This is a genomic window from Streptococcus sp. 121, assembly GCF_016458205.1.
Classification (GTDB): domain Bacteria; phylum Bacillota; class Bacilli; order Lactobacillales; family Streptococcaceae; genus Streptococcus.
In genome coordinates, this window is sequence record NZ_JAEMED010000042.1 from 1 (window position 1) to 19260 (window position 19260).

The window sequence follows — 19260 nt, forward strand, 5'->3', positions numbered from 1 at the left end:
CCAAGAAATTCCCGTATCCTGCGATTGTCAGCGTGTACTTGCCGTCTTTTTCCTGTTTGTCAATGACCTTGCCAATCGTGAGACCAGCATACGACTGTCTCAACTGTACCTGCCCCATCTCCAAACGGTCCACTTTCTGCTCTAGTTCGTGAAGCTGGACCCCGAAATGGAGCATGATCACAAATATGAATACCATTAGAATCCAGACGCCGAACAACGCCGCTTCTTTTATGTTTTCTTCTCGTTCAGTCATTCACTTCTCCTTTCAGATGATTTTTCAACCGCTTCACGGTTCAACCAAATCGTATACCCAGCTTCTGTTTGAAAAAGGATAAGAGTTTCATCGATGGTCGCGATTGTTCCTCTGAGGTTGATTTTGTCGCCTGCCTTTAAATTTCCAGAGATGGAAAGCGATTTGCCTGAATAGCCTAAAAGATAACCAACGGGAACACCGAAATAATCAGCAAGCACCTTAGCTTTTTCAGAATTCATAGAATGCTTATCGTTTTCCCAGTTTGATATGGTCAATTTAGTTGTCCCAATAATATCCGCTAACTCTTTTTGAGTTAGTTTTTTTTCTGTTCTTAATTCTTTCAACCTGTTCATAATCAAACTAATCCTTCCGATTGTAGCCATCTCTAGAATCAGACTGACCTATCAATCCCGCTGCCTCCATTTGCCAGACACGCTCCATAAACAATTTCCTGCACTTCTTTTTCTCGAAAGGCGTTCGCTGGCGCTTGATTTCTAGCTCACGCTCTTCCGACGTTCCATTTAGCACTTTCGATCCAGGTCTTCTACCTGAATAACCTTCGCGAAAAACATTCTCGTATTCTTCTATAACTTTGTTTGTCAACTTCTTCGTAGTCCTTAATTTATGAAGGGCATATCGTTTCAGCTCCTCTTTTGAAAATGTCGATATCATAGCAGCGATTACATAAACGGGCGGCAATACACCTCTTTTTCGTGATTGATAGTAATTGGCCAAAATATTTGCGTCATATTCACCTACGAGAAGTGTTTTCCAATCGATTTGATTTTTGTGATTTCTTGGCGCAAATCGATCAACTTCCTCATAAAATTGTTTAGTTATTTCATCCATCTAAACCTCCACCATCTTGAAATCATAGACTGAATGCTTATTCTTATCTATCCATTCCATGGCTGCAGTGCGATCAACGAAATACTTGGAATCTCGATACTCACCTTCAAACCAGTATTCAACTACATAATGTTTCATAAGTCCTCCTTCACATCATTTCCTTTGCTTTTCCTTCAAGCCACTCAAATATGAGTGAACATTGACTTCTTACTAACTCATCATCACCATACTTTTTGCAGAGAGCTCCCATGGACTGAACTACCCAGCGCCAGTAGTCATCAGTCGCAAAGCCAACTCTAGCCATGACTTGATTGCTCTGTCTCATCCAGTTTGGGACTTCTACTTCAAAGAACTCTACATAATTCATTCAAGCTCCTCCACTAACACATAGATACCAACGACATCAGACCAAAATTTTTCGACTATCTCACTAGCGACTTGTGCATCATCGGTCCAATACCCAAGGTCCGTCATACAATCCTTTAATAACTTTTGAAGGTTATCTGTATCAGGTTTAGTCGTTTTGTACTGACCGTTTCGTTTTCCTTTGACAACTGGAAACAACCATTTGACAGTCAGCCTAATTGGTCCACCCATTCTATGATTTGGTACATGCTGGCTAAGAGCAGACATTAATTTACTCCTAGCCTCTTGCAAGTCTTTTGGTTCATAGAAATAAGGTTTGCCATTTCTGACTCCGACTTTTTTCTGTTGATGAGTTGTCGTTGGAATTTTCTTCATCGGTAAGAAAAATTCAATTGTCATAACCCTCTCCCACATTTATTTTAGTTTTCATTTCCATAGACAAAACTTCTAAGTCCAGAGTGAAGGACAGGGTTACAGGGTTACAAGGGGCGGATGCATAGCCCCCTTGTACCTGTACCTGTTCTTCTGGACCTCTAGGGACATTTCCCAAATATTCTTCTTTCGGAGAAAGAGAATATTCTGTCCCTGGGTTTGTCCCTCGGACATTTTCGATTAATTATCGACTTTGTCCCTCATTTTGTCTCTGATTTTTACCTCTCAGGGACACGGACATTTTCGATTATTTTGTCTCTAGGGACACGGACAAACTCGAATACGCTATTCGACTTTGTCATTCGATTTTGTCTGTCCCTGTCCCTTGTCCCTCTGTGATAATTTCACAAACTTGCTTGTTTTTGACTTCATATCGACCTGAATCTTTGAGCCATCTTCGAATCGTTTTTTCGCTCACGGCCTTCTCTTCAGTAGAGAAATACCCAACCAAATCATCCAAAGAAACCGGATTGATTCCATCGTTTAAACTACTCATAGCTGTTTCAATCTTCTCTGACCTATCTTGCTTACGATTTTCAGGTGATTTCTTCTTCTCGAAGTTCTTCTTCCAAGGAGAGTTCTTCCCGTTAGTTGAATCCTCTAACTGAATATCTGCCAGTACTCCAGATTGATCCACACTGTGGACCGGATAGCTGAACCACATATTGACTGGAGCGAATTTCGCAAACTCACGAAGTGTTCCTTCAACTCGCCAACCAGTGCTGGTCTCAGTCGCTCGTTTGACTTCTTGAATCTTATCGAGATATGGCTTTTTGACTAAGATGTCCGAGATGGCTTTCTCAAAGTGTTTCTGCATTTCTGCTCGACTCTCAAGATCATCCAGTGAAACATGTTGCTGATAGTAGTCCAAGGCCTGTTCTTGTAAGGCCTCTTGGTAAACCTTAGCCGTAGCCTTGTTGGTCCGCATTTTAATCAGCTCATCAGTCAATTCAAGCTCTACTAAGTCAATGAGGGCATCTGGGTCTCTCGCAAATACTCCAGAGCCACTAGCTCGGTCCATGGACTTCTTGCCGCCCTGGGAGCCTTTCGAGTGATGGTGACAGTAAATCACACTACAACCTAACTCAGTCGCCACCTTATCAAATTGATTGGTGAAATGAGCCATTTGGTCTGCGGAGTTTTCGTCACCCGTCAAAACCTTGTAAATAGGGTCAATAATGACCGCCTGATAATTTTTCTTCAGTGAACGGCGAATCAGCTTGGGAGCCAACTTGTCCATGGGAACTGTCTTTCCACGAAGGTTCCAAATATCAATGTTTTTGATATTGTTCGGGGCAATTCCCATGGCATTGTAAACATCTTTGAAACGATGGAGGGCTGATGGTCGGTCCAATTCCAGATTGACATAGAGGACTCGCCCTTGCTCACAATCCCAGTCAATCCACTTCTGACCCTCTGCGATGGCGATAGAAAGTTCAATCAAAGCGAAGGACTTTCCTGCCTTGGACGGACCTGCAATCAACATCTTATGACCTTGGCGAAGAACACCTTTAATCAGCTCTGGCGCTAGTTCAGGTAGGTTATCCCACTCCTCTGCCAAAGTCTCCGGATCAGGAAGATCATCATTCAAATCCTCAATCCATTGGTACCATTCTTCATAATTAGCTTTACCAATATTGGTATCAATTAAAAACTGCTTTCGTCCAGCCCGAGTGACACCAGGCATGCGAGACAATCGACTAGGATTTCTGTTTTGAGTATCAATATCGAGACCGTTTTTCTTACAGATATTGTAGATATAATCAACCCGTTTTCGGTATTCCTGATAATCTCTGGCATCTACTTTGACAATGGCATGTAGTGACTTCTTACCAGAGTGGACCAGGGCCGCAATAGGTAGTTCCAATTCTTTAAAAAGGGCGTACTGCTTACCAAGTTCCATGCTATCGGACTCGACCAAGGCATAGCGGAACTCCGTAACGTTGTCATTCTTGACTCCCTTACCATCAACTGGATTAAAGCGAATCCAAGCGCCAGCTTCTTCTTTCGGATCACCAAAGACTGCTCCAATGTCATTCCCTGCATTTTGGAGAGCCTGAATCAATTCCCCTGCAGTTCGGTCATAGGCTCCAGCAGTAGGCTTGTAAATGACTCCTTTATCAGTCTCAATGGGATAGGTTTCTGTCACGTAGCCAACATAATCTGTTGATTCAAATAGGGTTTCCAAGTAGCGAAGTAACTCCCGCCCTGGTTCCCAATGAAAGGGTTCTCGGATTTCCTGGGACTCAACCCAGTTCTTATCCACAATCTTATAATCTCCAATTGTGGAATCCCAATCCAATTCGTGAGAGGGTCCGTTTGAGTTTCCTTTCGGGGTCCAACCTCTCTCCTTGGCCATCTGGGTGATGGTAGCTCCTGTTATGCTACCAAGCCCTTCTCGTTGGAAACTATCCCACTTTTTGAAGCACTCACCCTCTTTATAGCGGCTATCTGACTGAGACCACAAATCCCAATCGGCAGCACTGTATCCTTCATACTTTAGGGCCATTCCTACATCGACCCACTCTTGGTAAGTCACAGAGGACGGCTCAATATAATCTAACAAAGGCAGTAAATCAAAATCTCTGTCTGCCATTCCTCCTCCTTACTAACTTGGCTGGTAGTCGCTTGGAACAACTCCTTTTGGCAATCTCCAACCACTGGCTGCGATACGATCAATCATGTATCGGCAATTTTCAAAACTCCACAGACCAACATTTCGGAAACCATAACGCTCTAAAAGGCGAATCTGCTTCGGTGTAGACAAGCCGTTGTCTCGGCGCTTATTAAGTCGGTCCAAGAGTTTGCTTGCCTTCCCTGCATTGCCAATCTCTTCTGTATAGATTCCATATTTCTCAAGTGCATTGATTTGTTCTTTTGATGGTGGTGCCATCTCCCAACCAAAACTTGGAACATAGTCTTGAAGGTCTTCAGCTTGGATAGACATCTCGAATTGCAATGGATCCACCAGCTTCCGCTTTTTCTTTCGTTGTTCGGCCAACAGATTAGCTAAAGCCTCTTCACGTTGAGCGACTACATCTTGAGCAGCCTGTACTTCTACTTCTTCAATGTCAAAGATAGTGCCCGCTTCTTCTTCCATGTTCTCGGTCATCTTAGCTGCCACTTCGCTATTTTCTGCGATTAAGTGGGCAGGTCGACAAAGTTCGTGGCGCTCAGTATGCCATAGGAAATCCAGCAAGAGTAAGTTCTCTTTTCCTGGTGCCAAACGAGTTCCACGCCCCACCATTTGACTGTAGAGGGAGCGAACCTTTGTTGGTCTAAGAACCACCACACAATCAACTGTTGGACAGTCCCAACCCTCTGTCAAAAGCATGGAATTACATAGGACGTTGTATCTATCCTTATCGAAATCTTCTAGGATTTCCGCTCGGTCTTCAGAAGTGCCGTTGACCTCTGCGGCCTTGAAACCTTTTTGATTCAGAATGTCTCTGAATTTCTGACTGGTTTTAACCAGAGGTAGGAAAACTACTGTTTTACGATTGGTACACTGTTTGACCATCTCATCTGCAATCTGTTCTAGGTATGGATCAAGCGCCGTTCCAATCTCACTGGCTTTAAAATCACCAGCTTGTTGACTGACGGAAGATAAATCCAAAGTGAGGGGGATTGTAACAGCAGTAATCTTAGATAGATAACCAGATTTGATGGCATCTACAATGGAATACTCATAGGCCAAACTATCAAAATAAGAACCGAGATTCTTCATGTCTCCACGGTCCGGGGTTGCTGTAACCCCTAGAACATTAGCCTCATCAAAATGCCCTAATACTCGCTGATAACCATCGGAAATAGCGTGGTGGGCTTCATCAATCACAATCGTATCGAAGTGATCTTTTGGAAATTGACTAAGTCGCTTTTCCCTCTGCATAGTCTGGACTGAACCAACCACTACTCGATACCAGGAACCAATAGAAGTTGACTCCGCCTTCTCTAGTGCTGTACCAATCCCTGTCGCATTTAGCAACTTGTCGCTAGCTTGGTCTAATAATTCTGAACGATGGGCTAGGATAAGAACTCTCTCGCCCTTTTTCACACGGTCTTCAATAATCTTAGAGAAGACAATTGTTTTTCCACAGCCTGTAGGTAAGACCAGAAGAGTTCTCTTCCGGCCTTTTTCCCATTCGGCTTGTACTGCTGACCGTGCTTCTTCTTGATACGGTCTAAGCTGCATTAGAATCCTCCAAATCCACCACTAGTTGGAGCTTGAGGTTGCGGTTGTTGCGGCATGGCTTGTTGGGGTGGGATGTTGGTTGTATTTCCTTCAAAGAAAGAACCTTGTTGCGGTGCTTGTGGTTGTACTGGAGCCTGTGGTATATCTTGTTGCGGTTGTTGGTAAGGCTGTTGGGGTGCCTGAGGTTGTTGCGGTGGAACTGATGCTTGTGGTGTGCTTGGTTGCACATTAGCATTCAGAACTTTTGTCCAATCGACTTCATCTGCATAGATCATGGATTTGATGTCATCAAATTTCTGGTCTGCATAGTTACCAGTACCCTGCCGTTTGCCGATTCGAGCAACACCTTTAGCACCGATGATATTATTCCAATTCATACGAAGGGGTTCACCATGCTTCTTCCGACCAATGGCTCCGAAGAAAGCAGACAACATCCCTTCTGTAAAACTATGAAGAAAAAGATTGTGCTTCATGCTCTTACTTCCTTCTGCTGTATCAATTGAAACCGTTACAATTGCCTTATTGCAGGCAGGTAATTTTCCAGGATTTTGTGGATTTGGTGTGTGTCTTGCCCGTTCAAAATTCGTTACGGTGAATTGATAATCTCCTGGTTCTAGTTCAATGAAACTACTACCATCAACGGTAATTTCATCTTCCCAGCTTAGTTCTCGTTCAAAATTTTGGTTAAAATCTGTCATTTTATTCTCCTTCTTTCATTTCAAATGGTAGTTGTTCATCGACACGGACATTGACTTCAATAGCCTTATAGACTTTATCCCATTCCGTAATCAGGTAATTCCAGTAATCTGGAGCAATAGCTTCAACTGGGGTGGCAATCGGATAGACATTGGTCATGTAGATAGCCGTCATCAACTCGTATTGAGTGACACCGCTTTGGATCATAAGATCTCTCAACCCCTGTGGAATCAAAGGGCTAATCTCCCCTACATCTACAACTGGTGCTGGAGATGTAGGTGCTGTCGGCTGTTCCACAGGATTAGGTCCCATCATGCCTGGTTGTGGACCTTGGACAGGCTCTGGAGGTGTCGGTTGTTGAACAGGTTCCTGGCTCACAGGGGCTGCTTGTGGTGTTTGGAATAGATGTGCAATAGCCGAATAATCCAAGGGAATCTGTTCTGGCAAGCCATGACGATTCTTAGCGTCCCAGGCAGGATGATGTTGGGTGTAGATAACCCGTTCGCCACCTTGAGCCTTTTTCTTTTTACTGTCAGTTGTCACAACAGTGGTCTTGTAGTTGGCAAAGAGGACCATATCAGCCCATTCTTTGACAATAGGAGCAGTCTGTGAACTTGTCTTCTTCCCAAGCTTCAACTCCCAACGATCATAAGCACCAAGTTCATCTGGTTGCTCGAATTTCCGCATTTGAGCGTGGGCAGTCAGCACAACATTGATACCTAACTCAACCAATTCCTGTAGTAAATCCAAGAATCGCTTCATTTCTTCGGCAGCGTAAGTGTAACCATTCCCGTATCCAAAATCTTCAATTCCTCGTTTCCCGTGTTGGTTACAAATATCCTGAACAAGCAAGGTCTCTGCCCAGTCAATGGTGTCAATGACTAAGGTTTGACAAGCTGTTGGATTGGCTTTAAGAAACGCAATCTCGTTCTTTAGCATGGTATAGCTAGTTGGTTTATCCATCCGAGCCACATCCATGTTGTCTGTGGAGCCTTCTGTATCGATAAAAACTGGATTAGGGAAATTGGCTGCAATACTTGACTTACCAATTCCTTCTGGTCCATAGATAACAACACGTTGAGCTCTAGCACGTCTTCCTTTTGTAATCTGCATAAGGTTTCCTTTCTAAAATAATGTTCCTTCCCAGGACTTCGGAGCTTGTGGCACAACAGGTTTATAGGACTCGTTTTCAACCGAGTACCCATCTTCGATGATGATAGAACACTCATCTCCCCTTGATACCCGAGTCGCAATCGCTTGTAAGCCCTCAGACTCTAGCCAAGCCCCGAAAAGCTGAAGGGATTTCTGGTCCATTTGTTCCAACTTATCAATCAGAACAAACCCACATTCTGGCTTCAACTTCCGGACAATGGCAGTCGATACCATCAGTTGTTCAGAACCAGACATGTTATCCCAGCGCTGGCCATTGTAGACCAGTTCCCCCTCTACTACTGACAGACCAGGTAGAGGGAGGTCAGCAGTCGTCAACAACTCCTGTTTCTCCTTGCGGACCGCTTCAAGTTTTTCAGTTAGATTCTTGTACTCTTGGCGTTGTGCCTTGGCATCTTCTTCTGCTTTTTCTTTACTCAAGTTGGCTCGAACCTTGAGATTGATTTGTTCGATGTCAGCAATATTCTGCTCAATTTCTGCAGTTGATTCATCCTGTAAATTAACCGCCACACTTTGGGCAGTCTCTAAATCAAGAGACAATTGTTGGAGCTGCTGCTCTGCTTCTGCCAATCTAGCCCGCAGTTGATTTACCTCATCATTCTTGAGGTTGTAGGACTGTTGAATACCAGCAAGATTTTGTCTCTTTCGTTCATTCTCACCATTTCGAGCCAAGACTTCCTGTTGTTGTAGAATCAGCTCGGAAAGACTAATCAACTCTTTTGGAGCGTCCTCATAGAATGGTTGTTCCTTAGCATACTTTTCCTTCTGATCAGCAATAACCCCAACTGCATGACGATCGTTATAAATGGTCTTCTCTTGCGTCTCTAACTGAAATAGTTGGTCTCCAACTCCGATAATTTGAAGGAGAATATCTGCCTTTTCTCTGGGGTTACTATCCATGAACTTAGGCAAGTTGATGGCCAATTCTTCCACAAAGCTATCCAGCAACTGTTGGCCAGCCTTTTGACCACTTGGATCGATAACCTTTAGGGTGGAATTCTTCCCTTTTCGCTCCACTATCAACCCATTTGAAAGGGTTAATTTAAGCGTAGGGGAAGCCATGGCTCCATCTCGTTGTGCTTGGCTAGGTTTGTATCGATTCCCTCCCAGTGCCCAAGCAATGGCATCTAGGACACTCGTTTTTCCCTGTCCGTTATCACCACCGATGATTGTCAGCCCAGAACTAGAAGGCTCTACCTTGACTGCTTTAATACGCTTGACGTTTTCAATTTCTAAACTGTTAATTGTAATAGCCATCAGTACTCCTCTCCAATAATCAAGGTGCTCTCTTCAATCACTTTCTGCTTGGTTTCGACCCGACTATGAGCAAGAGCATACTCTAAAAGTGAACTCACCACGGCATTCAAAGTTAAATCACATTCATCGGCAATTTCTGCAATTCGGTTATAGACTTCCTCTGTACATCGAATCCGTGGGTAAAATTTAGATTCTTTCTTTTTCTCTTTTTCTACAATCATTTTTTTCTCCCTAATACATTTCAATCACATTAGCTGGCTTAGCCATGGCAGCACGATCATAGTCTACTTCAAGCATCTTGTAATTCCGCTTATACTCTTCACGTTCCTGGTCGTATTTCTGCTCCAGGTCAAACTTAGCCTGTTCGTAAGCCTGAGCTTTGACTGCTGCAAGTTCAGCATCTCGTTTCTGCTTACGCTTCAAGCGTACCGCCTTGATCATGAGATGAACTGCGGATAGTGATGCGACATTAAGTGCGAAAATAATTGATAAGTTTTTGATTGTTTCTAGCATAGTTAACTCCTTAAATACCTGTTCTCATCCAATTTTTGCCGTACCATTCAATGACTGCATCTCTTGGAAATTTGTCTCGCTTGCAGTCAATTCTTGGAAAGTCTTTGTGACTGTTGAATCGACTGTCAAAAGTTGTAGTATCATCTGTTCCAAGCAACATTCGAGCACACTGCTTCTTGTTTAATTCCATCGGAAAGCTGTACTTTTCATCTGCAGCAATTCTCATCACCTTCATTGTTCTATCCATCAGACCAGCTTCAAACTGGTCCAACAGTTGATTCAAAAGCGTATCCATGGTAGAATCTCCTTAGAATATTTTGTTGTAGGCGCCAACTGCTATTGGCGTCTTTTTTCATTTACCTGACTTCTCTTTCTAATGCCCTAAGTTCTATTTCTCTAGCGACATCCTGAAATAACTTCTCACTTGCAACCCTTGCTTCACGATACGTCCTTGTGTTACTGATTAAGAAATCAGCGATTTCAATCACTTTGTCATCCATAAACTCCTTCTTTCTAGGCCTTACGACCGATTACAAAACTACAACATTTTGATAGTATGATTTCGAGTAGAAAACCTTTACACTCTTTTTACTCAAAAATATAACTAAAAGGAGGAAATATTATGCAGCGAAAATACGTTACTTCTAGCAATGTACGAAGTGTAGGTTGGGAAAATAACACTCTAGAAGTTGAATTCAACAGTGGAGCTGTCTATCAATACCACAACGTATCTCAATCTGAGTATCATTTGGTATTACAAGGATCGGTCGGATCAAATATTCATAGACTATCCAAAGTTCATTCTTATACACGCATTCATTAATCAAGTAGAGTTTCACTTGCCGGGTGGAACTCTTTTGTATCTTGGAGTGATATGCCATCTACAGTAATAATAATTTGACTATGAATGCAGTTACTCGCTAGAAATTCAACTCCTTTAGACAAACAACCAAGTAAGTCTTGACTTAATAACTTCCCACTATCAATACCTCCCGTAGTAATTTCTTTAGCATCAATAACAATTTTGCCGTCAGTATTCAAAGAGATACTGGCTTTTTCGTTTTTAGCGAGAATTTCTTTTTCCATCACTACCTCCTATCGAATCTTAAAATCTTCAATCACACGAGCAATGAATCGATTTGCTTGTGGGTTGCGCAGCTTACCATTTAAGATATTGGTCACATCTTGACGAACCATTCCGTACTGGACTGCCAGTGTTGTCATTGAAAGATTATTCTCTTTTAGATAGTCCAAAATCTTTTGACGCCCATCATTTGTGTTAGGCATAGGCTTCCCCTCCTTTTCTGTTGGTACTAAAAAACGTTCCTATCGAATGGATAGAAACGTGATACAATAATAAATGGCACTAACTATACGCCTTAGTAAGGAGGTATAGCGTATGTGCGAATTTTTCCAAATAATACTTATCGCAATCATTGAAGCTATCATTAGCTGGTTGGTGGCTCGCTGGTTAGACGACCACTTCGATAAGTAGCGCTTAGTTAGTGTTAACTAACCCAGAAAAAAAGCCCCTAAGTCCTGCCAGACCTAGGGGCTTTCTATTGGCACTAATGTGCGAACTTTTCCAATACACCTAAATCTTACCACGTTTCTATTCCATTGTCAAAGAACAATGTAAGTGAAAAAGTTAGAAAAACACATAATTTCTTGACAATTTTAAATACATAATTTAAAATTAAATCATAGAAAAAACAACGTTTTAAACACTGATAAAACATTTGATAACACAGTTTGGCGACCGTTGATATTTAGTTTTAGAATGTTTTTTGACTTCGTTTTTTTCTAACTCAATCATCTTACAAAAATTATTTTAAATTATACACTTAATTTTGTCAACAATTTTAACTGAATAATTTAAATATTTTTTGTCAATCTCTCTGAAAGGTTGATAAATCAATGTTCCCTACATTTGAAAGAATTAAAGACCTTGCAAAAAAACAAGGTCTCTCTATAAATTCTTTAGAAGAAAAATTAGGTTACAGTCGAAATACACTCTATTCTTTAAAGAAGCAAAAAGCCAGCGCTGAACGCTTGCAAGAAATAGCTGATTATTTTGATGTATCCTTGGATTACCTCCTTGGTAGAACCGATAACCCTAATGTTGCTGATGACAATATCGGCTATACTCGTGAAGATTTACGAGAGATGGCTGTCAATGCAAAAACTTTTGATGGTAAACCTCTTACCGATGAGGACGTAGAGGCGATTACCAATATTATTGAAATCTATCTAAAAGGAAGATAGCTATGTTACTAGAAGAGCTAACCGAATCACACGGTGTTTGCTTAGCATATTTTGATAATGACCTATGGCCACGACCTGGGATTTACATTGATAAAATTCAAGTCATCTTTGTTAATAAGTCACTGTCAGAAGATGCTAAGCGCCGAGTGGTTTATCATGAATTAGGTCATTTAGATCATGACTCTAGTCAATACGAACGACGACATGAACAGTTTGAATTACAAGCAAATAAAACAATGATTCGCTATCTGATGGAAGACGCAATGTCACAATTAGATGATGTCAAAGATTTTAATTACATACAGTTCATGAAGTTAAATGATCTACATACCGTTGCCGATGAGGTTATGGTTGTTGATGAATACTATAGATTAGTAAAAGCCATGTAGACAAAAGGAGATTATTATGAAAAATAGTTCTATTTGGAAAATCGTTGGAATACTTTTTATAGCTATACTTGCTCTAGCTGTTGTATTTATGCTCATGCCGTTTGTCGCAGTCGCTGGAGGAATTGGGTTCTGGTATTTCTCAAAGAAAAAACCAAATGAGAGATACAGAATGTTTTCCCTAATTGCTTTGGGAGTCGGTATTGTTGGTTCAATTTTTGCAATACCTGCATTCATCAATTCAAATCAAAACAATGCTTCAATAAATACACAAGTAACAGTCCCTAGTTCATCTTCTAGCTCTGAAAAGCAATCGTCTACACAGTCATCTTCTGAAGATAAGTCAAAAGAAAGTTCGGAAGAAAGAAGTGAGCCAAGTTCATCTTCCAGCAGCTCCAGTGAACAAGAGAAAAAAGAGTGGACAAAAGAAACTAATGCTCAATTTGCCACCTATTTGATGAATGAGATGAATAATAAACTAGCAGAGACTGGAACTCCACTATCAGTACGAGCTGAGTATAGTGATTCTAGCCTAATTTTGCTATATGTTCCTCAAGACTTTAAATACCAATCAAATACTGAAGTTCAGCAAGTTGTAGATTCTGTTTTAATTGCAAAAAATGGACTTTTTTCTAAATGGGCTACTGAAAATGGGTATGAACCAAATTCCACTAATAATCCCACACTATATGTTTACGCCGAAGATGGTACAACATTAGCTGAGGAAAGTGCGTTTTCCGGAACAATGAAACTCAAAATAGACAACAACTAACCCTCACCAACGCCGAAGCAGAAAGTCTGCTGTTTTTTTGGAGACAGGGGACTATAAGGTAAACTTTATGAAGATTGGATATAAAAAACCTAACTTAAATAAAAGGATTAGTGCTCGAACAACCGGCAAGATTAAGCGAACTGTTAATTCGTCTATTAATCCAGTCTATGGAAGTAAAGGTGTGGGATGGGTTAATGACCCTAAAAAAGCTGCATACAATAAAGTTTATAATAAAGCAACAATAAATCCCCTATCTTCACGTTCGTCTACAAATACAGACACCAGTCAAGGTTGCATAACTAGTGTGTTTGTAATATTCATAATTCTGCTCCTTCATTCAGTAATAGAGTACCTATTTTCAGGTAGTACGGATTGGTCGAATAAACAATTTTGGTTTTTAGGAGCTGTACTGATATTCTGGATTACGTTTAAAATTTTGAGGCACCGAAATAATAGATAGTACAAAAAATAACCTTAACATCTTCAATAATATAGAAAGAGGTTTCAAATCAAATGTCTGACTTAACAACTTCTCAACTTGAAAGACAAAACATCCTAAATAATACTATCGCAATTAAGCAAGCCGAAGAAGAATTCAATATTAAAGGTGTTCCTTTTGAAGGAAAGTATTATTATACAAACCAACAACTTGCTGATTTTTTTAGCGTCACAACTCGAACTATTGAGCGAATAATAGAAGGTCATTCTGATGAACTCCGATTAAATGGTTTTGAAGTCATAACAGGTAAACGTTTAGCTGACTTTAAATCTAAGGCTCAGCTGACCGACATTAATGTCGGTCAGAATACCAGAAATCTAGGTATATCAACGTTTCGTGTATTGTTAAATTTTGCAATGTTACTATCTACTAGTGATAAAGCAAAACAAATTCGTGCCCGTATAATCGATATTGTAATTAATGTCCTAACTGAAAAAACAGGCGGTTATGTAAATTATATTAATCAAAGAGACAGTAATTATTTAACTAGTGCACTAAAAGAAAACACAGCTAGGAATAAATTTACTACAGCTGTAGGTAAGTTCGTAGAGGGAAATCAGTATAAATACGCTCATCTTACCAATGCTATTTATAAAGCTATTTTCCGAGAAAATGCATCTGAGTATAGAAAAATTCTAAAATTAAAACAGAAAGATAACGTTAGACGTACTTTATATTCAGAAGTTTTATTATTAATTGCTAGTTTTGAAAACGGAATTGCTCAGGAACTTGAAGACTATTTCAATAAAAAAGGAACTCAACTTACTTTTGATGAAGCAAAGTCAATAATACAGGATTTAGCTAGTCATGCTCTTTTCGAGCCGCTATTACACGATGCGCGTACGAAAATGGCAAGTAGGGACCTTAGTTTTCGAGATGCACTTCACACTCAATTAGCAGAATATATCACACCCGTTACAGAAGAAGATTTTGAAAAATTCTTAGGAGAGCAAAGTAGATCGTTAGAAGATCAAATTGAAGAGCATCGAGAAATTTTTCAAAGACTTAAGGATAAATGAGAATGAGTAATTTTAAAACTATCTACTTTCCAATAGACAAGGCGATTCAAATTCATGATGATATGGTTATCGGAATAAGTGGAGGTCGATCAGGTACTCAAGATGTAGGTCGACTTGAAAGTGTATTATTTCATCTACAAAACGATGATTATTATCCCACTTTCGAGAAAAAATTAACACACCTTGTCTTTGCAACATCCATGTTCCATATGTTTAATGATGGTAATAAACGTTCTAGCTTAGCATTTGGTTCATACTTCTTAAAATTAAATGGATTTGATTACTTAGCTGACTATTTTATCCAAGAAATGGAAAATATTGTGCTTTGGTTAGCCATGCATTTAATTGACTATTCATTATTTGAAGAAATCATCACATCTATTATTATTTTTGATGAAATAACAGAAGATATTAAATTAAAAATCGCTCTTTCAATCGAACAAAATTCAAATAAACTCCAGTAAAATAAAATCTCCCCACACTTCCGCCGCCAAGCACAGTGTGAGGAGTAACAATCGTATAGTAAAACCCTGCAGCTACTGCCGGACCTTTTACTGTACCCATTTTAGCAAGAAATGAGGTAAAAGACAAATGGCATTCTATAAAAAATTATCTACAGGATGGCAGTATCGAATTTCATACAAAGACGCCAATGGTAAATACCGTGAGAAATCAAAAAAAGGTTTTAAAACCAAGGCACAGGCACAGTCCGCAGCAATGGAAGCTGAACTATTATTAAAAAAGAATAGTTTTGTTAACAGAGATCAAAGCCTACTTGATTATTACAAAACCTGGGCTAAAGTCTATAAGAAACCCCATGTAGCCGAGCGCACTTGGAAAAAATATGAACAAACTCAAAAACACATAGAAACCTATTTTGGAAATACACTCTTGCGTGATATAACACCAACCCGTTACCAAGAAATCGTAAATCTATTTACTAGCAAATATTCTCAGGAAACAGCCGATAATTTCCACTACCATATCCAATCTGCTGTAAGAATAGCCGTCCGAGAAAAAGTTATTGATACTAACTTCTGTGATGGAGCTGTTGTCAAATCAAACATCAACAAGAAAGCTATTGAAAATAAATTCCTAGAAGAAACTGAGTACCTTAAACTAATTGAGGATAGTTATAGTAAAAGTCAATACGCTTCTTATTTTTTAATTTATTTAGCAGCAGTTACAGGCATGCGCTTCGGGGAACTTCTCGGACTAACTTGGGATAATGTAGATTTTAATAATAAGATGCTTCACTTAGATAAGAGCTTTGATTATACTGATAGTAAAGAATTCATTCCCTTAAAGTCAAAAAGCTCCAAACGATCTATACCCATTGATAGAAAAACTTTGAACCTGATCCAAAAACGAAGAGATAAAGAAGAATTCAATAGCAGTCAGAATAGAATTATTGACGGTGTTAGCAATGCGGCGGTCAATAAGATAATTAAAAAAATTGTCAATCGGCCAGTAACTATTCATTCTCTAAGACATACTTACGCAAGTTTCTTAATCTCAAAGGGTGTCGACCTAATTTCCGTTTCCCAGATTCTAGGGCATGAAAATTTAAACATCACATTAAAAGTATACGCTCATCAACTAGAAAATCTCAAAAATAAAAATAACGATCGGATACGAAACATATTTGATGATTTCGGACGAATTTCGGACGAAAGAGTCTGAATCCCTGTGAAATCAATACCCTTAAATCCGTCTACCGCCTTTAATAACCCCTTTTATCCGAATTTATACTGATGAAAAGCCCGAAAAATCGGGCTTTTTTGATTTTTGAGTGGGATAAAGGTGAAAAAGTTGGTGGGCAAAATTGGGTAATAAAAACCTCTTCGAAACATGGAAGAGGAATATATTAGAAAATCCATCGAATTTTCGTAGCTAAAAAAAACACGAGTTTCCAAAAAAGCACCTAAATTACTCTAGTTGCTTTTAACTTTCTAGTGACAGCAAGACCATATTTATATTTTCTTAGGTAGACTACACTTAAATCCCCAATCTTGGCACAGAACTTCCTGGTTAATCACAAATTACAAATCTATTTATGCAATCTAATTGACAGCTAGTTCATTCGGAAATCTTTTAATTCTCGATCATGGTAAAAGAGAAAGGCAGCAAGGAGGTCCGGTAGCGCAATGAGCAGCAAGACTAAGCTGAGATTCCAGTCAAGAAGGATACCGGCCAGAATACTCCCGAGTGGCATACCAAGGGTAATAAAGGAATCAACCGCTGTGTTGACCCTCCCCAGCAATTCCTTAGGCGGGATTTGTTGATAGAGGGCGTTGAAGAGGATATTAAAAATACCCTTGGAAAGATGACAAACAAACAATAGAGTCAGACTAACCAGGTAGTTTCTGAAAAACATGGCCCCCATCCAGCAGAGGGCGTTAAGAGCTAAGGAAAGGCCAATAATCTGATTTGCTTTCATGTACTTGACGAGAATTGGAGCCAACATATTGCCACAAATGCCACCCAACCCAGAGAGCGTCAGAAAGAGGCCGTAAAAGATTGAGCCATTAAAGTACTGAACTGAGACCAGGGGGACTGCAACGGTTTGAAAAGCCGTGAAAATATTGATAACTAGTAGTAAGCTGGAGGTTTTTAGCAATAACTTATTTCCCATGAGGAATTGGGTCCCCTGACTCAATTCCTTTTTATAATCAGACAAGTCGAATTTTTCCGTATCTGTCTGTTTTTTAAATTTGAATTTAAAAATTAAAACCAAAAAAAGAGCCAGAGAGAAGACGCCGAGATCCAAGCCTAAAAGAAGGGTAAAGCCAAGGACGGCCTGGAGAATAGAGGAAATTGCGTTGAAAATTGAATCCAACACTTTATAGGAAATAGAGAAGAGGGAATTGGCAAAGACCACCTGATTATAATCCACCACCTGCGGGATGAGGACATCCTCCAAGACATAGCTGATCGAGCTTGCCATAACGGATAGGAAAACCAGCACCATCAACAACCAGAAGGGGATCTGCTGTATGAAGACGAGCAGCAATCCAACTGCCACCATCTGCACCAGAATTGAGCCAAAGAGAATTTTCTTGGGATTGGCACGATCAATCAAAGGTCCGAAAAAATCAGTAACAAATCCGGTAAATAATTAATCGCAATAAAAATCCCCAACAAGAAGCTCGATGCATACCGTTCATTGATATGCCACAAAGCTGCAATATAAAAGATACTATCCGCCAGATTCACCACTAACCGAATGACCAGCAATTTCAATAAATTTCTCATTTCCCTCTCTCGCTTAACACCCAATCTGAAGTATAATTTTTCAATAGAAACTGCATCAAATGATATGATGCACCTTTGTATACTCCAGGACAAATTTTAAAAACATACTGATGTGTATCCAGAATACCAAAATATTCTACTGTCAGATTCCTAAAACCGAAACTATTTCTTGCATAATACTCAGTCAAGTTCAAAATCTGAAACCAACCATTGTCTTCGGACAATGGTTTTTAAATCTTCCCAATGTAAACCTCTAATGACTGTTCCTAATTGATCGATGACTGCTTCAAGTGAAGAAAACACCTTATTCTTAAAGCCTCGTTTTCGAATTTCTGCCCAAACCTGTTCAATTGGATTCATTTCTGGTGTATATGGCGGAATGAATTCAAAACCTATATTGCTAGGGATAACTAATTCCTGAGATTTATGCCATACTGCATTATCCATAATTAATAAGATGTAGTCATCTGGATACTGTTCAGAAAGCTGCTTCAGGAATTCGTTCATCCAAGCTGAATTACAGCCACCAGCTATTATGAAGAAAGATTCCCCAGTAAAAGCATCGACAGCTCCATAACAATAACGATATTCTCGAATATGGTGGCTTCCTACTATAGGACGGTGTCCTTTGGGAGCCCAAGCTTTCCCAAGTTTACTAATACGCCCAAAACCAGCCTCATCTTGATACATCACACGAACTTTGTTGTAGCGTCTACTGTGTTTAAAGCGCTTTCTCAACTTCCGGAATTTAGATTTTATTTTTTCTACCATTTGTCAACCATTTTTCTAAAAATAGGACAATTTATTTGGCAGATTGATGCCTGCTGAGCCTAGTTGTGAAGCAAAGAGAAGGGGATTTTGTGTCAAGGCCTTGAGCGTATGCGTGCCTTTACACTGAATCTTCCTTCTCTTTATAATTGGCTTGCTCACAGGCAACTTTTATGTAATTTTACTCCCAAAATAAAGATAACTACCTAAAAAGGGTACACTGAAACAGCACCCTGATTTGCCATTTTTTTCACAAGGTGCTACAATGTTATGGCATAAGTTTCTTTATCGACTTTTTGTGATATTGTAGTCGTAAAGTTTGTTATGCGTTATGAGGTAATGTATCGTTCGTATTAGCCGATGCATTGAGGCAATCGCATGTGGTTTCTTAGAACCCTTTGGCGATTGTCTTTTTCTTTTCTCATAAAAATCCGCAATATTACAGGGTTTAGTACGACTAGCTGAAACAATATTGTGAATACACTTGAAGAGAATTTTACGGGCATAGGGGTTCCCACGTTTTGTAATGTGTTCTCTAGCTAGATAGTTCCCTGATTCATAATGTCTG

At 39.9% G+C, this 19260-nt stretch carries 26 protein-coding genes and 2 pseudogenes; 7 read left to right on the plus strand and 21 right to left on the minus strand.

Annotated features, from left to right (window positions below; genetic code table 11):
• The 15 genes and pseudogenes from JEQ21_RS08090 to JEQ21_RS08160 form a co-directional block, all read right to left on the minus strand.
• On the minus strand, window positions 1-253 hold a 253-nt coding region (locus JEQ21_RS08090), incomplete at its 3' end, for a DUF1372 family protein (RefSeq protein WP_233340832.1).
• Window positions 254-420: 167 nt separating this feature from the next.
• A pseudogene (locus tag JEQ21_RS10020) lies at window positions 421-606 on the minus strand (helix-turn-helix transcriptional regulator); the annotation flags it as partial.
• Between the two features lie 7 nt (window positions 607-613).
• Window positions 614-1102, minus strand: coding sequence for a hypothetical protein (locus JEQ21_RS08100; RefSeq protein WP_199364910.1), 489 nt, complete (start codon window positions 1100-1102; stop codon window positions 614-616).
• Window positions 1103-1240: a hypothetical protein gene (locus JEQ21_RS08105; RefSeq protein WP_199364912.1), complete on the minus strand. Its 138-nt coding sequence runs from the start codon at window positions 1238-1240 to the stop codon at window positions 1103-1105.
• A 10-nt stretch (window positions 1241-1250) separates the two neighbouring features.
• Complete coding sequence (locus tag JEQ21_RS08110; RefSeq protein WP_199364914.1) at window positions 1251-1469, minus strand: hypothetical protein; 219 nt, start codon at window positions 1467-1469, stop codon at window positions 1251-1253.
• Window positions 1466-1867 (minus strand): RusA family crossover junction endodeoxyribonuclease, encoded by a 402-nt coding sequence (locus JEQ21_RS08115; RefSeq protein ID WP_199364916.1) that lies wholly within the window; start codon window positions 1865-1867, stop codon window positions 1466-1468. Before JEQ21_RS08115 ends, JEQ21_RS08110 begins: the two co-directional genes overlap by 4 nt.
• A gap of 331 nt (window positions 1868-2198) precedes the next feature.
• Window positions 2199-4496, minus strand: a complete 2298-nt coding sequence (locus JEQ21_RS08120; RefSeq protein WP_199364918.1) for an AAA family ATPase — start codon at window positions 4494-4496, stop codon at window positions 2199-2201.
• 12 nt (window positions 4497-4508) lie between these two features.
• Entirely contained in the window at window positions 4509-6092 is a 1584-nt protein-coding gene (locus JEQ21_RS08125; protein ID WP_199364920.1) for a DEAD/DEAH box helicase, read from the minus strand.
• A complete protein-coding gene (locus JEQ21_RS08130) occupies window positions 6092-6790 on the minus strand; it encodes a hypothetical protein (protein ID WP_233340834.1) in 699 nt (232 codons plus the stop codon). Before JEQ21_RS08130 ends, JEQ21_RS08125 begins: the two co-directional genes overlap by 1 nt.
• Window position 6791: 1 nt before the next feature.
• Entirely contained in the window at window positions 6792-7901 is a 1110-nt protein-coding gene (locus JEQ21_RS08135; RefSeq protein WP_199364921.1) for an ATP-binding protein, read from the minus strand.
• A gap of 12 nt (window positions 7902-7913) precedes the next feature.
• Window positions 7914-9215: an AAA family ATPase gene (locus tag JEQ21_RS08140; RefSeq protein WP_199364923.1), complete on the minus strand. Its 1302-nt coding sequence runs from the start codon at window positions 9213-9215 to the stop codon at window positions 7914-7916.
• Window positions 9215-9436: a hypothetical protein gene (locus JEQ21_RS08145; RefSeq protein WP_199364925.1), complete on the minus strand. Its 222-nt coding sequence runs from the start codon at window positions 9434-9436 to the stop codon at window positions 9215-9217. Before JEQ21_RS08145 ends, JEQ21_RS08140 begins: the two co-directional genes overlap by 1 nt.
• Window positions 9437-9446: 10 nt before the next feature.
• Window positions 9447-9728, minus strand: coding sequence for a hypothetical protein (locus JEQ21_RS08150; protein WP_199364927.1), 282 nt, complete (start codon window positions 9726-9728; stop codon window positions 9447-9449).
• Window positions 9729-9738: 10 nt separating this feature from the next.
• Window positions 9739-10023 (minus strand): DNA-binding protein, encoded by a 285-nt coding sequence (locus tag JEQ21_RS08155; RefSeq protein WP_199364929.1) that lies wholly within the window; start codon window positions 10021-10023, stop codon window positions 9739-9741.
• Window positions 10024-10084: 61 nt separating this feature from the next.
• Window positions 10085-10228: a hypothetical protein gene (locus tag JEQ21_RS08160; protein WP_199364931.1), complete on the minus strand. Its 144-nt coding sequence runs from the start codon at window positions 10226-10228 to the stop codon at window positions 10085-10087.
• Window positions 10229-10350: 122 nt separating this feature from the next.
• Between JEQ21_RS08160 and JEQ21_RS08165 the strand changes: the two genes are divergently transcribed.
• Window positions 10351-10551, plus strand: a complete 201-nt coding sequence (locus tag JEQ21_RS08165; RefSeq protein ID WP_199364933.1) for a KTSC domain-containing protein — start codon at window positions 10351-10353, stop codon at window positions 10549-10551.
• Here the strand turns inward: JEQ21_RS08165 and JEQ21_RS08170 are convergent.
• Entirely contained in the window at window positions 10548-10814 is a 267-nt protein-coding gene (locus tag JEQ21_RS08170; RefSeq protein WP_199364958.1) for a hypothetical protein, read from the minus strand. The two genes, JEQ21_RS08165 and JEQ21_RS08170, sit on opposite strands and share 4 nt — an antisense overlap.
• Before the next feature lie 9 nt (window positions 10815-10823).
• Complete coding sequence (locus tag JEQ21_RS08175; RefSeq protein ID WP_196091592.1) at window positions 10824-11015, minus strand: hypothetical protein; 192 nt, start codon at window positions 11013-11015, stop codon at window positions 10824-10826.
• Between the two features lie 630 nt (window positions 11016-11645).
• On the opposite strand from JEQ21_RS08175, the gene JEQ21_RS08180 reads away from it, so the two are divergent.
• The 6 genes from JEQ21_RS08180 to JEQ21_RS08205 all read left to right on the plus strand — a co-directional run bounded on the left by JEQ21_RS08180 (window position 11646) and on the right by JEQ21_RS08205 (window position 16352).
• Window positions 11646-11993 (plus strand): helix-turn-helix domain-containing protein, encoded by a 348-nt coding sequence (locus JEQ21_RS08180; RefSeq protein ID WP_199364935.1) that lies wholly within the window; start codon window positions 11646-11648, stop codon window positions 11991-11993.
• 2 nt (window positions 11994-11995) lie between these two features.
• Window positions 11996-12382: an ImmA/IrrE family metallo-endopeptidase gene (locus JEQ21_RS08185; protein ID WP_199364945.1), complete on the plus strand. Its 387-nt coding sequence runs from the start codon at window positions 11996-11998 to the stop codon at window positions 12380-12382.
• 16 nt (window positions 12383-12398) lie between these two features.
• Window positions 12399-13151, plus strand: coding sequence for a hypothetical protein (locus JEQ21_RS08190; protein ID WP_199364946.1), 753 nt, complete (start codon window positions 12399-12401; stop codon window positions 13149-13151).
• A gap of 513 nt (window positions 13152-13664) precedes the next feature.
• A complete protein-coding gene (locus tag JEQ21_RS08195; protein WP_199364948.1) occupies window positions 13665-14669 on the plus strand; it encodes a DNA-binding protein in 1005 nt (334 codons plus the stop codon).
• Between the two features lie 2 nt (window positions 14670-14671).
• Window positions 14672-15133, plus strand: coding sequence for a Fic family protein (locus tag JEQ21_RS08200; protein WP_199364950.1), 462 nt, complete (start codon window positions 14672-14674; stop codon window positions 15131-15133).
• Between the two features lie 127 nt (window positions 15134-15260).
• Entirely contained in the window at window positions 15261-16352 is a 1092-nt protein-coding gene (locus tag JEQ21_RS08205) for a site-specific integrase (RefSeq protein ID WP_199364952.1), read from the plus strand.
• Window positions 16353-16743: 391 nt separating this feature from the next.
• Here JEQ21_RS08205 and JEQ21_RS08210 read toward each other — a convergent pair whose 3' ends face one another.
• The 4 genes and pseudogenes from JEQ21_RS08210 to JEQ21_RS08220 all read right to left on the minus strand — a co-directional run.
• Window positions 16744-17751, minus strand: a complete 1008-nt coding sequence (locus tag JEQ21_RS08210) for an MFS transporter (RefSeq protein WP_233340836.1) — start codon at window positions 17749-17751, stop codon at window positions 16744-16746.
• Window positions 17748-17924: a hypothetical protein gene (locus JEQ21_RS10025; protein WP_233340838.1), complete on the minus strand. Its 177-nt coding sequence runs from the start codon at window positions 17922-17924 to the stop codon at window positions 17748-17750. The genes JEQ21_RS08210 and JEQ21_RS10025 overlap by 4 nt, the downstream gene beginning before the upstream one ends.
• 180 nt (window positions 17925-18104) lie before the next feature.
• Window positions 18105-18695, minus strand: a pseudogene (locus JEQ21_RS08215) (IS630 family transposase); the annotation flags it as partial.
• 282 nt (window positions 18696-18977) lie between these two features.
• Window positions 18978-19260, minus strand: a 283-nt coding sequence (locus JEQ21_RS08220) for a transposase (protein WP_199364954.1), incomplete at its 5' end; no start/stop codon positions are given.

Coding starts and splice junctions, on each gene's coding strand:
- JEQ21_RS08185 (WP_199364945.1), top strand. CDS start 11,996: ATGTTACTAGAAGAGCTAACCGAATCACACGGTGTTTGCTTAGCATAT.
- JEQ21_RS08180 (WP_199364935.1), top strand. CDS start 11,646: ATGTTCCCTACATTTGAAAGAATTAAAGACCTTGCAAAAAAACAAGGT.
- JEQ21_RS08175 (WP_196091592.1), bottom strand. CDS start 11,015: ATGCCTAACACAAATGATGGGCGTCAAAAGATTTTGGACTATCTAAAA.
- JEQ21_RS08135 (WP_199364921.1), bottom strand. CDS start 7,901: ATGCAGATTACAAAAGGAAGACGTGCTAGAGCTCAACGTGTTGTTATC.
- JEQ21_RS08155 (WP_199364929.1), bottom strand. CDS start 10,023: ATGGATACGCTTTTGAATCAACTGTTGGACCAGTTTGAAGCTGGTCTG.
- JEQ21_RS08195 (WP_199364948.1), top strand. CDS start 13,665: ATGTCTGACTTAACAACTTCTCAACTTGAAAGACAAAACATCCTAAAT.
- JEQ21_RS08110 (WP_199364914.1), bottom strand. CDS start 1,469: ATGAATTATGTAGAGTTCTTTGAAGTAGAAGTCCCAAACTGGATGAGA.
- JEQ21_RS08140 (WP_199364923.1), bottom strand. CDS start 9,215: ATGGCTATTACAATTAACAGTTTAGAAATTGAAAACGTCAAGCGTATT.
- JEQ21_RS08120 (WP_199364918.1), bottom strand. CDS start 4,496: ATGGCAGACAGAGATTTTGATTTACTGCCTTTGTTAGATTATATTGAG.
- JEQ21_RS10025 (WP_233340838.1), bottom strand. CDS start 17,924: ATGAGAAATTTATTGAAATTGCTGGTCATTCGGTTAGTGGTGAATCTG.
- JEQ21_RS08100 (WP_199364910.1), bottom strand. CDS start 1,102: ATGGATGAAATAACTAAACAATTTTATGAGGAAGTTGATCGATTTGCG.
- JEQ21_RS08115 (WP_199364916.1), bottom strand. CDS start 1,867: ATGACAATTGAATTTTTCTTACCGATGAAGAAAATTCCAACGACAACT.
- JEQ21_RS08205 (WP_199364952.1), top strand. CDS start 15,261: ATGGCATTCTATAAAAAATTATCTACAGGATGGCAGTATCGAATTTCA.
- JEQ21_RS08125 (WP_199364920.1), bottom strand. CDS start 6,092: ATGCAGCTTAGACCGTATCAAGAAGAAGCACGGTCAGCAGTACAAGCC.
- JEQ21_RS08190 (WP_199364946.1), top strand. CDS start 12,399: ATGAAAAATAGTTCTATTTGGAAAATCGTTGGAATACTTTTTATAGCT.
- JEQ21_RS08130 (WP_233340834.1), bottom strand. CDS start 6,790: ATGACAGATTTTAACCAAAATTTTGAACGAGAACTAAGCTGGGAAGAT.
- JEQ21_RS08160 (WP_199364931.1), bottom strand. CDS start 10,228: ATGGATGACAAAGTGATTGAAATCGCTGATTTCTTAATCAGTAACACA.
- JEQ21_RS08170 (WP_199364958.1), bottom strand. CDS start 10,814: ATGGAAAAAGAAATTCTCGCTAAAAACGAAAAAGCCAGTATCTCTTTG.
- JEQ21_RS08150 (WP_199364927.1), bottom strand. CDS start 9,728: ATGCTAGAAACAATCAAAAACTTATCAATTATTTTCGCACTTAATGTC.
- JEQ21_RS08165 (WP_199364933.1), top strand. CDS start 10,351: ATGCAGCGAAAATACGTTACTTCTAGCAATGTACGAAGTGTAGGTTGG.
- JEQ21_RS08105 (WP_199364912.1), bottom strand. CDS start 1,240: ATGAAACATTATGTAGTTGAATACTGGTTTGAAGGTGAGTATCGAGAT.
- JEQ21_RS08145 (WP_199364925.1), bottom strand. CDS start 9,436: ATGATTGTAGAAAAAGAGAAAAAGAAAGAATCTAAATTTTACCCACGG.
- JEQ21_RS08200 (WP_199364950.1), top strand. CDS start 14,672: ATGAGTAATTTTAAAACTATCTACTTTCCAATAGACAAGGCGATTCAA.